Raw genomic sequence first — 13,614 nt, 5'->3', positions numbered from 1 at the left:
GCGACCTGCCCCCTTGAATGACCGAATGAACTGGCGTATCACAGTGACCACGCTGTCCGTCCTACGAGAGCGCTCCATGTCCCAGGATTTCTACTTTCTGCTGATGCCGGGCTTCTCCGCCATCGGCTTTATCTCCGCGATCGAACCTTTACGTGTCGCCAATCGTTTTCGTGGCGAGCTGTACCGCTGGCACGTCTTGAGTGCCGACGGCGGCGCGGTGCTGGCGAGCAATGGCATGTCGGTCAACGCCGACGCCGCGCTGGAGCCGCTGAAGAAAGGCTCGACCTTATTGGTGGTGGCCGGCTTCGAACCGCTGAAGTTCGCCACGCCGGCACTGGAGCACTGGCTGCGCCGACTCGATCACGACGGCGTGACCCTCGGCGCCATCGACACCGGGGCTTGCGTCCTCGCTGAAGCCGGCCTGCTCGACGGCCACCGCCTGACCCTGCACTGGGAAGCCATCGACGCCTTCAAGGAGTCTTATCCACAGCTGACAGTGACCCAGGAGCTGTTCGAGATCGACCGCCGGCGCATCACCTCGGCGGGCGGCACCGCCTCCATCGACCTGATGCTCGACTTGATCAGCCAGGCCCACGGGCCCGAATTGGCGATCCAGGTGTCCGAACAGTTCGTGCTCGGCCGCATCCGCCCGCGCAAAGACCACCAACGCATGCAAATCGCCACGCGCTACGGCATCAACAACAAGAAGTTGGTGCAGGTGATTGGCGAGATGGAACAGCACACCGAGCCGCCGCTGAGCACCTTGGCGCTGGCGGACGCGATCAAGGTGACGCGACGGCAGCTGGAGCGCTTGTTCCGGTTGCACCTGAACGACACGCCGAGCAATTTCTACCTGGGCCTGCGCCTGGAGAAGGCTCGGCAGCTGTTGCGCCAGACCGACATGAGCGTGCTGGAAGTGAGCATCGCCTGTGGGTTTGAGTCGCCGTCGTATTTCACCCGCAGTTACCGGGCAAGGTTTGCCAAGTGCCCAAGGGAGGATCGGCGGCGGGAGGCGGTGTGATCACGGCTCTTGAAAACAACACAGATCAAATGTGGGAGCGGGCTTGCTCGCGAATGCGGTGTGTCAGTCGACACTTATATGGCTGACACACCGCATTCGCGAGCAAGCCCGCTCCCACAGGAGATTTGTGGTGTGGCTTACTTCTTCATCAGTGCCGAGCACGCCGCTTTAAACGCCTCATGCTGATACTTGTTCAGCGTCGCCGGCAGGGCAAAATCGTGTTTCTTGTTCTGCGCATTGATGATCTGCGGCGACAGCAGCGTCACCTCAACACCCTCCAGCAGCTGAAACACGCCTTCAATCTTGAACGTGGTCGGGCCACCGGCGAATTCGCCTTTCTTGCTGCGCTTCTTGATCGCGATGCGGCTGATGCCGTTTTCCCGCACAAACGCACTCACCTGGGTGGCAAATGCTTTGACATTGGCCGCCTCATCATCGTCTTCAAGGGCGATTTTCTTGGTGGCCAGGGCAACGTGGCCCAATGTCTGACCGTCGAGCGAGGCGACAGCGATAATGGCTTCGCTGCCTTTGATTTCGATGCCGCAGATTTTCATGGTATTGCCTTTGGAAAAAGAGATGGCGCGATGGTCGCGCACTTTCGGTTGCATGTGGAGCGCTTTAAACGATCACCTCGACCTGGCTTTTTACCACTTGTCTGAAAGGGCCGGTGACCTGTTATTTCTGACAGTAGATCCTCGTACCGGGCGTCTTTAGATTGGTGGAGGGACCGAACCATGGTTTCGCATTCATCCCATCACTTGCCTGATAAGAGAATCGCGCCATGAATATACGCAAGGAAGTTCGTACGCTCAGCCCGGCGGAACAGCTGGTGTTTATCAACACCTTATTGGCACTCAAGAAACAAGGAGGTTACGACAAGTATGTCCACTGGCATCATCAAGTCATGATACCTACGGTTCATCCGGATGAGCCTCAGGATCCTGACTACCGCAATGGTGCTCACCTGGGGCCGGCATTTTTGCCCTGGCACCGTGAAATGTTGATGCAGCTTGAGGGGGATCTGCAAAGCATCCAGCCGGGTGTCACGCTGCCTTACTGGGACTGGACCCAGGATGCGGCGGATCCAGGTCAATCGCCGGTGTGGAGCCAGGGCTTCATGGGCGGCAACGGTGACCCAGCTGATCAGCACCGGGTGCAGGAGGGCGCTTTTGCACAAAAGTACGGAAATTGGCCGGTGCCGGCATACCCGGAAGACGGCTTGCCGGGAACGGGACTCAAGCGTCAGTTCGGGCAACTGGTCAGCTCGTTGCCGACCGTAAACGATCTACAGATGGTCATGCGCGAAGGGCTGTACGACGAGCCCAATTACAATTCGAGCCCTTTCAATCGAGGTTTCAGGAATCGCCTGGAAGGCTGGATTACCCAGCGCGGTGACCCGCAAGTCACGACGCCCGGTTCGCAGCTACATAATCGGGTGCACCTGTGGATTGGGGGCAACATGCTGGCAATGACTTCACCGGAAGACCCCGTGTTCTTCCTGCACCATTGCTTTGTCGACAAGATATGGGCGGACTGGCAAGCGCAGATGAAGCTGGATAAGCCGGGCCTGGCTCCCCACTATTGCCCCATGCAGGACGGCCCGCCGGGCCACAACTATGACGATGTGATCAAGCCCTGGACCCGTCGCATCAGAGACGTGATGGATATCAGTGCGCTGGGTTACGCCTATAGCCCCAGTCAGCCATTGACAAAAAGCCCCTTCAAATCGCCCTTCATGGCATGAGGGAGCCACCATCCCGCGCAATGGCGCGGGAGTGGTGTTTATTCCTGCCCAATCGACTCCAAAAACTCCGACCGTTCATCACTCATCCGCGCCAAACAATCATTCTGCTGGATCGCATAGTCCTTGCTTCCCGCCACTGCCGGGAAGGTATCCACGGCGCAATCCGCATCCCGTAACTTTTCCCACTTCTGCTGGGCATCCTTCAGACGAGCGGTAATGTCCGCCAGCTGCGTCTTGTTGCTGCCATAGGTCGAACCCATGCGTTCCAGCAAGCCCTGGTAGTTATCCTTGAGCAGTTGCTCGGCGGTGGTTTTGTTATAGGTGGCGCATTCCAGGGTTTGCTTGTCGTTCTCGATGCCATCGCAAGGCGTGTTGTCGGTGTCTTCAGCCGCGTGTACGCCGGTTGCGATGAGTGCCAAAGCCAGGAAAATCGATTTCATTGCGCCGTCTCATATCAGTTGATAAGCAAATTCTGGCTTAAGCGTAAGACAAAGAACAGACACCCGTCAGAGATGTCATGTTGGCCTTTGTCGCGGATTGACGCTTTCGGCAATTCCCTTGTCGTTTTTGCACCCGGCTCCTTCTGCCCCGGGGCATATGCTGGCCCCAAAGCGCCGGCAGACGATTCGGCGCATGAATCGCCAATAAGGGGACGCCTGATGAGCCCAGCCGAATTGCACGCCGACAGCATCGTTATCGACGGGCTGATCATTGCCAAGTGGAACCGCGACCTGTTCGAAGACATGCGCAAGGGTGGCCTCACAGCGGCCAACTGCACGGTGTCGGTATGGGAAGGGTTCCAGGCCACCATTAACAATATCGTGGCCAGCCAGACCCTGATTCGCGAAAACAGCGACCTGGTGATCCCGGTGAAAACCACCGCCGATATCCGTCGCGCCAAGGAGCAAGGTAAGACCGGCATCATCTTCGGCTTCCAGAACGCCCATGCCTTTGAAGACCAGCTCGGCTACGTCGAGATCTTCAAGCAGCTCGGGGTTGGCGTGGTGCAGATGTGCTACAACACCCAGAACCTGGTGGGCACCGGCTGCTATGAGCGTGACGGCGGCCTGTCGGGCTTCGGTCGCGAGGTCGTCGCCGAGATGAACCGCGTCGGCATCATGTGCGACCTGTCCCACGTCGGCTCCAAAACCTCTGAAGAGGTCATCCTCGAATCGAAAAAGCCGGTGTGCTACTCCCACTGCCTGCCGTCGGGCCTGAAAGAGCACCCGCGCAACAAGTCCGATGAAGAGCTGAAGTTCATCGCCGACCACGGCGGCTTTGTTGGCGTGACCATGTTTGCGCCGTTCCTCGCCAAGGGCATCGATTCGACCATCGACGACTACGCCGAAGCCATCGAATACACCATGAACATCGTGGGCGAAGACGCCATCGGCATCGGCACCGACTTCACCCAGGGCCATGGCCAGGATTTCTTCGAAATGCTGACCCACGACAAAGGCTACGCACGCCGCCTGACCAGCTTCGGCAAGATCATCAACCCGCTGGGCATCCGTACCGTGGGCGAGTTCCCCAACCTCACCGAGACCCTGCTCAAGCGCGGCCATCCCGAGCGCGTGGTGCGCAAGATCATGGGCGAGAACTGGGTCAACGTCTTGAAGGACGTTTGGGGCGAATAAGCCAACCTCTAAACAATGATGCCCCGTAGCAGCTGTCGAGCCCCAGCGAGGCTGCGTCAGGCGCGACTCGGTTCCAGATCAGCGGCGCGCCCTACGCAGCCTCGCTGGAGCTCGACAGCTGCTACGGGACAACAACACAACGAATTTTCCGGAGTTAAGTTTCCATGGCCAAGATCGCCCCTCAATTGCCTATCGAAGTCGACAGCGAAACCGGTGTCTGGACCTCCGACGCCCTGCCGATGCTCTACGTGCCACGCCATTTCTTCGTCAATAACCACATGGGTATCGAAGAAGTCCTGGGCGCCGACGCCTACGCCGAGATCCTTTACAAAGCCGGCTACAAATCCGCCTGGCACTGGTGTGAAAAAGAAGCTGAATGCCACGGCCTGGAAGGCGTCGCGGTGTTCGAGCACTACATGAAGCGCCTGTCGCAGCGTGGCTGGGGCCTGTTCAAGATCCAGGACATCGATCTCGACAAAGGCACGGCCAGCGTCAAGCTCGAACACTCGGCATTCGTCTATGTGTACGGCAAGGTCGGGCGCAAGGTCGACTACATGTTCACCGGCTGGTTTGCCGGTGCGATGGACCAGATTCTCGAAGCCCGCGGCAGCAAGATCCGCACCGTTGCGGAACAGGTCTACGGTGGCTCCGAAGAGGGCCATGACGACGGCCTGTTCACCGTCAAGCCGTTGTAAGTCGAGGACCCTGCCATGGCTTTCGAAGCAATGTTTGCGCCGATCCAGATCGGCAAACTGACCATCCGCAACCGCGTGCTCAGTACCGCCCACGCCGAGGTGTATGCCACCGACGGCGGCATGACCACCGACCGCTATGTGAAGTACTACGAAGAGAAAGCCAAGGGCGGGATCGGCCTGGCGATCTGCGGCGGTTCTTCCAGTGTTGCCATCGACAGCCCGCAAGGCTGGTGGAAGTCGGTGAACCTGGCGGATGACCGGATCATCCCGCACTTCCAGAACCTGGCCGATGCCATGCACAAGCATGGCGCCAAGATCATGATCCAGATTACCCACATGGGCCGTCGCTCACGCTGGGACGGCGAGCATTGGCCGACGCTGCTGTCGCCGTCGGGCATCCGCGAGCCGGTGCACCGCGCCACCTGCAAAACCATCGAGCCGGAAGAAATCTGGCGGGTGATCGGCAACTACGCCACCGCAGCGGCACGCGCCAAGGCCGGTGGCCTGGATGGCGTGGAACTGTCGGCGGTGCACCAGCACATGATCGACCAGTTCTGGAGCCCGCGGGTCAACAAGCGCACAGACGAATGGGGCGGTAGCTTCGAAAACCGCATGCGTTTCGGCCTTGAGGTGTTGAAGGCGGTACGCAAGGAAGTCGGCCCGGATTTCTGCGTCGGCATCCGTTTGTGCGGCGACGAATTCCACCCGGACGGCCTGTCCCACGAGGACATGAAACAGATCGCCAAGTACTACGACGACACCGGCATGCTGGACTTTATCGGTGTGGTCGGCTCGGGTTGCGATACCCACAACACCCTGGCCAACGTTATCCCGAACATGAGTTATCCACCGGAGCCCTTCCTGCATCTGGCGGCCGGCATCAAGGAAGTGGTCAAGGCCCCGGTGCTGCACGCGCAGAACATCAAGGACCCGAACCAGGCGACCCGCATCCTGGAAGGCGGCTACGTGGACATGGTCGGCATGACCCGCGCCCACATCGCCGACCCGCACCTGATCGCCAAGATCAAGATGGGCCAGATCGACCAGATCAAACAGTGCGTGGGCGCCAACTATTGCATCGACCGCCAGTACCAAGGGCTGGACGTGCTGTGCATCCAGAACGCCGCCACTTCCCGTGAATACATGGGCGTGCCGCACATCATCGAGAAATCCACCGGGCCGAAACGCAAAGTCGTGGTGGTGGGGGCCGGCCCTGCCGGGATGGAAGCTGCGCGGGTTGCTGCTGAGCGCGGCCACGACGTGACGCTGTTCGAGAAGAAAGAATTCATCGGCGGGCAAATCACTACCGCCTCCAAAGCGCCGCAGCGCGACCAGATTGCCGGGATCACCCGCTGGTTCCAGCTGGAACTGGCACGCCTGAACGTCGACTTGCGCCTGGGCGTGGCGGCAGACGCGGCAACCATCCTGGACCTGCGCCCGGATGTGGTGGTGCTGGCGGTGGGCGGTCATCCGTTCCTGGAACAGAACGAACACTGGGGCGCGGCTGAAGGCCTGGTGGTCAGCAGCTGGGACGTGCTCGATGGCAAGGTCGCGCCGGGCAAGAACGTGCTGGTGTACGACACCATCTGCGAGTTCACCGGCATGTCGGTGGCGGACTTCCTGGCAGACAAGGGCAGCCAGGTCGAGATCGTCACCGACGACATCAAGCCGGGCGTGGCCGTCGGCGGTACGTCGTTCCCGACGTACTACCGCAGCATGTACCCGAAGGAAGTGATCATGACCGGCGACATGATGCTGGAAAAGGTCTACCGCGAAGGCGACAAGCTGGTGGCGGTGCTGGAGAACGAATACACCGGTGCCAAAGAGGAGCGGGTGGTCGATCAGGTAGTGGTCGAGAACGGCGTGCGTCCGGATGAAGAAATCTACTACGGGCTCAAGGCAGGTTCGCGCAACAAGGGCCAGATGGACATCGAAGCCTTGTTCGCGATCAAGCCGCAGCCGTGCCTGAGCGAGCCGGGTGAGGGGTACTTGCTGTTCCGCATCGGTGACTGTGTGGCCCAGCGTAATACCCACGCTGCCATCTACGACGCCCTGCGCCTGTGCAAGGATTTCTGATCCAACACCGAACCAATGTGGACTCGGTCAAAAATGTGGGAGCGGGCTTGCTCGCGAAAGCGATGTGTCAGTCGATGCATCCGGTGGCTGATTCACCGCCTTCGCGAGCAAGCCCGCTCCCACATTAGACCTGTGTGGTCTGTGGGAGCTTCACCATGTTGAACACCTTGCTTCCTGTTCTTTTGTTCGCCGCCCTGGGCCTTGCCGTCCTCGGTGCCCTGCGCCGGGTGAACATGTGGCGCCGCGGCCGCTCCTCCAAAGTCGACCTGATCGGCGGCCTGCTGGCCATGCCCAAACGCTACATGGTCGACCTGCACCACGTAGTCGCCCGCGACAAATACATCGCCAACACCCACGTCGCCACCGCCCTGGGCTTTGTGCTCTCGGCGTTGCTGGCAATCCTGGTGCACGGTTTCGGCCTGCATAACCGCATCCTCGGCTACGCCTTGCTGCTGGCCTCGGTGTTGATGTTTGTCGGTGCCACGTTCGTCTACCTGCGCCGACGCAACCCGCCTGCGCGCCTGTCAAAAGGTCCGTGGATGCGCCTGCCGAAAAGCCTGATGGCGTTCTCGGTGAGTTTCTTCCTGGTGACCTTGCCGGTGGCCGGGATTCTGCCTGCTGATTTCGGCGGCTGGCTGCTCGCCGCGCTGCTGAGCTTGGGCGTGTTGTGGGGTGTGTCCGAGATGTTCTTCGGCATGACCTGGGGCGGCCCGATGAAACACGCCTTCGCCGGTGCCCTGCACCTGGCCTGGCACCGCCGCGCCGAGCGTTTCGGTGGTGGCCGATCCACCGGCTTGAAGCCTCTGGATCTCACAGATAAAACCGCGCCCCTGGGTGTGGAAAAACCGGTGGATTTCACCTGGAACCAGTTGCTCGGTTTCGACGCCTGCGTGCAGTGCGGCAAGTGCGAAGCCGCGTGCCCGGCGTTCGCCGCCGGCCAGCCGTTGAACCCGAAAAAACTGATTCAAGACATGGTGGTCGGCCTGGCCGGTGGCACCGACGCCAAGTTCGCCGGCAGCCCTTACCCTGGCAAAGCCATCGGCGAACACAGCGGTAACCCGCACCAGCCAATCGTCAACGGCCTGGTGGATGCGGAAACCCTGTGGTCCTGCACCACTTGCCGCGCTTGCGTGGAAGAGTGCCCGATGATGATCGAGCACGTGGACGCCATCGTCGACATGCGCCGTCACCTCACCCTGGAAAAAGGCGCGACCCCGAACAAAGGCGCCGAAGTCCTGGAAAACCTGATCGCCACCGACAACCCGGGCGGTTTCGCGCCGGGCGGACGGATGAACTGGGCGGCGGATTTGAACCTGCCCTTGCTCAGCGACAAGAAAACCGTCGACGTGCTCTTTTGGGTTGGCGACGGCGCGTTCGACATGCGCAACCAGCGCACTCTGCGCTCGTTCGTCAAAGTCCTGAAAGCCGCCAAGGTCGACTTCGCGGTACTGGGCCTTGAAGAGCGCGACAGCGGTGACGTGGCCCGGCGCCTGGGCGATGAAGCCACCTTCCAGCTGCTGGCCGCGCGCAATATCCAGACCCTGGCCAAGTACAGCTTCAAGCGCATCGTCACCTGCGACCCCCACAGTTTCCACGTGCTGAAAAACGAATACGGCGCCTTCGACGGCAACTACCTGGTGCAGCACCACAGCACCTACATGGCCGAGTTGATCGACGCTGGCGCCCTGAACCTGGGCCAGCACAAAGGCAGCAGCGTGACTTATCACGACCCGTGCTACCTGGGCCGCTATAACGGCGAGTACGAAGCACCGCGCCAAGTACTGCGGGCGCTGGGGATTGAGGTCAAGGAAATGCAACGTTCCGGTTTCCGTTCCCGCTGCTGCGGCGGCGGTGGCGGGGCGCCGATCACCGACATTCCCGGCAAGCAGCGGATTCCCGACATGCGCATGGAAGACATCCGCGAAACCGGCGCCGAGCTGGTGGCCGTGGGGTGTCCACAGTGCACGGCGATGCTGGAAGGCGTGGTTGAGCCGCGTCCGTTGATCAAGGACATCGCTGAACTGGTGGCCGACGCGTTGCTCGAAGACGCCGCACCGGTCAAGACCCCGAAACGCGAACCTGCGGAGGTGCATTGATGAGCGACATTATCCGCCGCGACCCGCGAGCCGAATGGATCGCCCGTAACCGCCTGCACCCGCTGCACACAGCCATGCAGCCGGTGCAACACAGCTGGATGGGGCCGAACGGCGTCATCCGCAAAAACGTGCATGGCGTCGGTTTTATCGGCCCCAACGGCATCAAGCGTATTGACCGCAGCGGCGCCCAGCAGGGCGGCGCGGCCAAGCGTTCGGCGGCAGTAGAAGTTCAGCTGCCGCTGCATCAGGTACCGGCGCCGGCGTTCTACATCAACGTGGTGCCGGACATGGTCGGCGGTCGCCTGAGCAGCCACGACCGCGACTTGCTGGGTCTGGCCCGACAGCTGGCCGGCGCCGACGGTGCGGTACTGGCCGTGGTGTTCGGCGAACACAAGGAAAGCGCCTTCGCCACCGCCGGTGTGGATCGGTTGCTGGTGCTGGACGGGCATGAGTTCGACGGTTATTCACCGGAGCAACGGGTCCAGGGCCTGCGGGCTGTGGATAACCAGTTCAACCCGCGCCACTGGTTGCTGCCGGACAGCCGCAGCGGTGGCGGGGAATTGGGCCGGCGCTTTGCCGCAAGCCTCAAGGAGCGCCCGGCCACACGGGTCTGGCAGATCAAGGGCGAGGAATGTATTGGACGCGCGGGCGCCGGTCAGCAAGATATCGCCCGGCCGTTGCCCCGCATGATTCTGGCGGCGGTGGAATGCGCCGAACCGGTCAGTGATACCCGTCACGAAGCGCTGCCGGTGGAGTTATCCACAAGCCTGGCGCGCAGCTTGCCGCGCATTGAGGATTTGGGCGCGGTGGCGGTCGATCCGGGAGCGATTCCCATGGCCGAAGCCGAATTCATCTTCTCGGGCGGCAACGGGGTCAAGGACTGGGCACTGTTCCACCAGACTGCGGCCGCGTTGGGCGCCACCGAAGGCGCCTCGCGGGTGGCGGTGGACGACGGCTTCATGGCCCGTGATCGCCAGGTCGGCGCCAGCGGTACCTGGGTCACCGCGCGGGTTTACGTGGCGGTGGGGATTTCCGGGGCGATCCAGCACCTGCAAGGCATTGGTGCCTGCGACAAGGTGGTGGCGATCAACCTCGACCCGAGTTGCGACATGATCAAGCGTGCCGACTTGTCGGTGATCGGCGAAAGCGCCGCGATTCTGCAAGCCTTGATCGCTGCGGTCGAGGCTTACCGCAACGGCGCCAAGCGCGATGCGGCTTAAGGAAATGGCCATGACGACGAATGTAATCAGCCTGGTGTCCATCGGCGCCCACCCGACTTCCGGCCGTCCGCGCCGCGCCGAGCAAGATGCGCGCGCTGTGGAACTGGGCCTGCAACTGGCTGGGGATAAACTGCAAGTGCTGCACGCGGGTGACATCGCCGAACCGACCCTGCGCGCTTACCTGGGCATGGGCTTGCCGCAGTTGCATGTGTTGGAGCAACCAGCGGGGGCGGATGCCTTGCCGGTGCTCAGTGACTACCTGCGGGACGCTGGCGCCCAAGTGGTGCTGACCGGCAGCCAGGCGGAAACCGGCGAAGGGTCGGGGATGCTGCCGTTCCTGCTGGCCGAGCAACTGGGTTGGCCGCTGATTGTCGGCCTGGCCCAGGTGGAATCCATCGACGGTGGCGTGGCCCATGTGCTGCAAGCGCTGCCACGTGGCCAGCGGCGGCGCCTGAAGGTGCGCCTTCCGTTCCTGGCCACGGTGGATAACGCCGCGCCCAAGCCCCGGCAAAGCGCCTACGGGCCGGCTCAGCGCGGGGTGCTGGAAGCCCACGACGTTGAGGTGCTGGAGGATGAGTTATTCACAGGTGCTGTGTTGCAGCCGGCCAAGCCACGGCCCAAGCGGCTCAAGGTGATCAAGGCCAAGAGTGGGGCGGACCGGATGAAGGCCGCCACGGCCAAGGCCAGCGGTGGTGGCGGGCAAGTGCTCAAGGGCGTTAGCCCTGAGGCCGGCGCGGAAGCCATTCTCAAGCTGCTCATAGAAGAAGGCGTAGTGCGCTAAACCCTTGTAGGAGCGAGCTTGCTCGCGAAGAGCCCGAGGGCGCCGCGTTCATCCAGAAAGCGCACGTCATCGTTAACGACCTTCGCGAGCAAGCCCGCTCCCACATTGTTTGCGGCGCTTGTTAGGTTACCCACAATCCCTGTTCACCCACCTGTGGATAACCTGTTCGCGGCTGTCCACACCCCACGCAAATCAAGCCCTCCAGCGCTCTGTATGAAAAACAACCAACCTAACTGACGGTTTTTCCTTGGGTTTTTCTGTGGATAAGGAAAATGCCCGGCGCAGACTTGCCCCCAAAGTCTGTTGGTGCTTCTGTGGATAAGATGTTCGCTATCCGCTGTAGACCATATGAAGCGTGGCTTACAGTGTTCTGGTTAAAATATAACCAATATCGCCATTCCAGCTTCATTTTGCGCTCAAAGCCGCGATTTTCCTCTGCTTCAGCCGGTTTTCCACAGATAGGCCAAAGTTGCCCCCAAAGTCTGTTGGCGTTTCTGTGGATAAGGTGTTTGCGTTCCTCTGTAGCCCATACCCGCCGTGGCTTTCAGGCTTTAGATCAAAAAACGATCAATGTGGGATAAAACCGGTACCTTTGAATAAGTCACGGATTTTCTTGGTTTTATTTCGACGGGAAAGCGCAGTTGCCCACAACTGCTGTGGGTGGCTTTGTGGATAAGTTGTTGGGCAATGGCTGGAAGTAAGGCGGGCAGCGGTCTGTCAGAGTGTTGGATGAATTTTGTACAGTCACAAACCAGTGTGGGAGCCGGGCTTGCCCGCGATGACGGAGTAACAGCCAACAGAGGGGTTGAATGTTAAATCGCTATCGCGGGCAAGCCCGGCTCCCACATGTTGATCGGCGGCGTGTCAGCCGGTTACTCGTGTACGGCCACGCCTTTCAGATACGGCGCTGGCGCCGCCCCCAGGTTGTTCAGCATCCGCTCGCTGTACCAGTCCACAAAGTTGACCACACCAAACTCATAAGTTTTGGAGTACGGCCCTGGCTGGTACGCAGTGGAGTTGATCCCGCGCTGGTTCTCTTCGGCCAGGCGACGGTCCTGGTCGTTGGTGGCGTCCCACACTTTGCGCATGCGCTCGACGTCGTAATCCACACCTTCCACGGCGTCCTTGTGCACGATCCACTTGGTGGTGACCATGGTTTCCTGGGCGCTGATCGGCCACACGGTGAACACGATGATGTGGTCGCCCATGCAGTGGTTCCACGAATGTGGCAGGTGCAGGATGCGCATCGAACCCAGGTCCGGGTTCTTGATGCGGCCCATCAGCTTGTTGCAGCCTTGCTTGCCGTCGAGGGTCATCGACACGGTGCCCTTGAGCAACGGCATGCGCACGATACGGTTACGCAGGCCAAAGCTGGCGTGGGCGTAAGGGATCTTTTCGGCATCCCAGGCGGCAGCGGAAGCGGCTACGTGGTCCTTGAAGGCCTGGTCGGCCCGCGGGTCGGTGACGTCGTCCCACTCCAGCAGGGTTTTCAACAGTTCCGGGTGCGACGCGTTGCAGTGGTAGCACTCGCGGTTGTTTTCCAGCACCAGCTTCCAGTTGGCTTTTTCGAACAAGGTGGTCTGGATCGCCACCTTGGTGTTCTCCATGTCGTAGGGTTCCATGTAATGGCTCAGGGTCGACAGGAAGTCGTCGATGGCCGGTGGAGTCGAAGACAGGCTGATAAAGATGTAGCCACCGGCGGTTTTCACGTTTACCGGCTTGAGGCCGTACTGCTTCATGTCGAAGTCGGCGCCCATTTCGGTGCCGGCGAACAGCAGGCGGCCGTCCAGCTCGTACGTCCACTGGTGGTAATGGCACACCAGCTTGGCGACCTTGCCCTTGTCGCTGGTGCACAAGCGCGAACCGCGATGGCGGCACACGTTATGGAACGCATGCACCACGCCGTCGGCGCCACGGATCACGATGATCGGGTTCTTGCCCACTTGCAGCGTGATGTAGTTGCCTTTGGCAGGGATCTCGCAGGTCATGCCGGCGATCAACCACTCTTTCTGGAAAATTTCCTGCATGTCGATATCGAACAGCCGCTCATCAGAGTAAAACGGCTGCGGCAGCGAAAAGGTGCGCTCGCGCTCTTGCAGCATTTGCGCGGTGGCCTTGCGTGCGGGTTCCAGCGGATCGCCCAAGCTTAAGGTTGCGGTGACGTCCATCGTGTGTGTCCTCATGGCCATTCTGTGTGGCCGGCGAAAAGTGGCTGATCAGGTTTTGCAGCAAGGCGTAAAGAAAGCGTCTTTGTTGGGAGCGAGTGTGGGCCCCGCAAAGGCCAGAACCTTATCCATGAACGACATGGCCCACTCTGTTCCCGACGCGCAACCCCCGTGGTATG

The 13,614-nt window shown here is 60.8% G+C and carries 11 protein-coding genes; 8 read left to right on the top strand and 3 right to left on the bottom strand.

The genetic code is table 11. The features are described from left to right. Positions 1 to 76 precede the first annotated feature (76 nt). Positions 77 to 1,021, top strand: coding sequence for a GlxA family transcriptional regulator (locus tag ACA046_RS30320; protein ID WP_497677151.1), 945 nt, complete (start codon positions 77 to 79; stop codon positions 1,019 to 1,021). A gap of 137 nt (positions 1,022 to 1,158) precedes the next feature. On the opposite strand, the gene ACA046_RS30315 is transcribed toward ACA046_RS30320, so the two are convergent. Next, positions 1,159 to 1,575 carry a DUF3010 family protein gene (locus tag ACA046_RS30315; RefSeq protein WP_497677150.1) on the bottom strand — a complete coding sequence of 139 codons (417 nt, stop codon included), beginning with the start codon at positions 1,573 to 1,575 and terminating at the stop codon, positions 1,159 to 1,161. 227 nt (positions 1,576 to 1,802) lie between these two features. Between ACA046_RS30315 and ACA046_RS30310 the strand changes: the two genes are divergently transcribed. Further along, positions 1,803 to 2,765, top strand: a complete 963-nt coding sequence (locus tag ACA046_RS30310; protein WP_497675521.1) for a tyrosinase family protein — start codon at positions 1,803 to 1,805, stop codon at positions 2,763 to 2,765. Between the two features lie 38 nt (positions 2,766 to 2,803). On the opposite strand, the gene ACA046_RS30305 is transcribed toward ACA046_RS30310, so the two are convergent. Next, entirely contained in the window at positions 2,804 to 3,205 is a 402-nt protein-coding gene (locus ACA046_RS30305) for a lysozyme inhibitor LprI family protein (protein ID WP_063026640.1), read from the bottom strand. A 219-nt stretch (positions 3,206 to 3,424) separates the two neighbouring features. Between ACA046_RS30305 and ACA046_RS30300 the strand changes: the two genes are divergently transcribed. The 6 genes from ACA046_RS30300 to etfB all read left to right on the top strand — a co-directional run bounded on the left by ACA046_RS30300 (position 3,425) and on the right by etfB (position 11,270). Further along, positions 3,425 to 4,402, top strand: a complete 978-nt coding sequence (locus ACA046_RS30300) for a dipeptidase (RefSeq protein WP_003216932.1) — start codon at positions 3,425 to 3,427, stop codon at positions 4,400 to 4,402. A gap of 164 nt (positions 4,403 to 4,566) precedes the next feature. After that, complete coding sequence (locus ACA046_RS30295) at positions 4,567 to 5,097, top strand: DUF5943 domain-containing protein (RefSeq protein ID WP_005792152.1); 531 nt, start codon at positions 4,567 to 4,569, stop codon at positions 5,095 to 5,097. Between the two features lie 15 nt (positions 5,098 to 5,112). After that, the gene (gene dgcA / locus ACA046_RS30290) at positions 5,113 to 7,173 is read left to right on the top strand and encodes a dimethylglycine demethylation protein DgcA (RefSeq protein ID WP_076017819.1); all 2,061 of its coding nucleotides are present in this window, start codon (positions 5,113 to 5,115) and stop codon (positions 7,171 to 7,173) included. A 155-nt stretch (positions 7,174 to 7,328) separates the two neighbouring features. Then, a complete protein-coding gene (gene dgcB / locus ACA046_RS30285) occupies positions 7,329 to 9,269 on the top strand; it encodes a dimethylglycine demethylation protein DgcB (protein ID WP_497675520.1) in 1,941 nt (646 codons plus the stop codon). Further along, entirely contained in the window at positions 9,269 to 10,489 is a 1,221-nt protein-coding gene (etfA, locus tag ACA046_RS30280; protein WP_497675519.1) for an electron transfer flavoprotein subunit alpha, read from the top strand. Before dgcB ends, etfA begins: the two co-directional genes overlap by 1 nt. Before the next feature lie 10 nt (positions 10,490 to 10,499). Further along, positions 10,500 to 11,270, top strand: coding sequence for an electron transfer flavoprotein subunit beta (etfB, locus tag ACA046_RS30275; RefSeq protein WP_497675518.1), 771 nt, complete (start codon positions 10,500 to 10,502; stop codon positions 11,268 to 11,270). An 872-nt stretch (positions 11,271 to 12,142) separates the two neighbouring features. On the opposite strand, the gene gbca is transcribed toward etfB, so the two are convergent. Beyond that, on the bottom strand, positions 12,143 to 13,438 hold the full coding sequence (gene gbca, locus ACA046_RS30270; RefSeq protein WP_497675517.1) for a glycine betaine monooxygenase oxygenase subunit: 1,296 nt from the start codon (positions 13,436 to 13,438) through the stop codon (positions 12,143 to 12,145). Between the last annotated feature and the right edge of the window lie 176 nt (positions 13,439 to 13,614).

Source organism: Pseudomonas sp. LBUM1641, from assembly GCF_059716235.1.
This window is presented reverse-complemented; position numbering and strand designations above follow the sequence as displayed.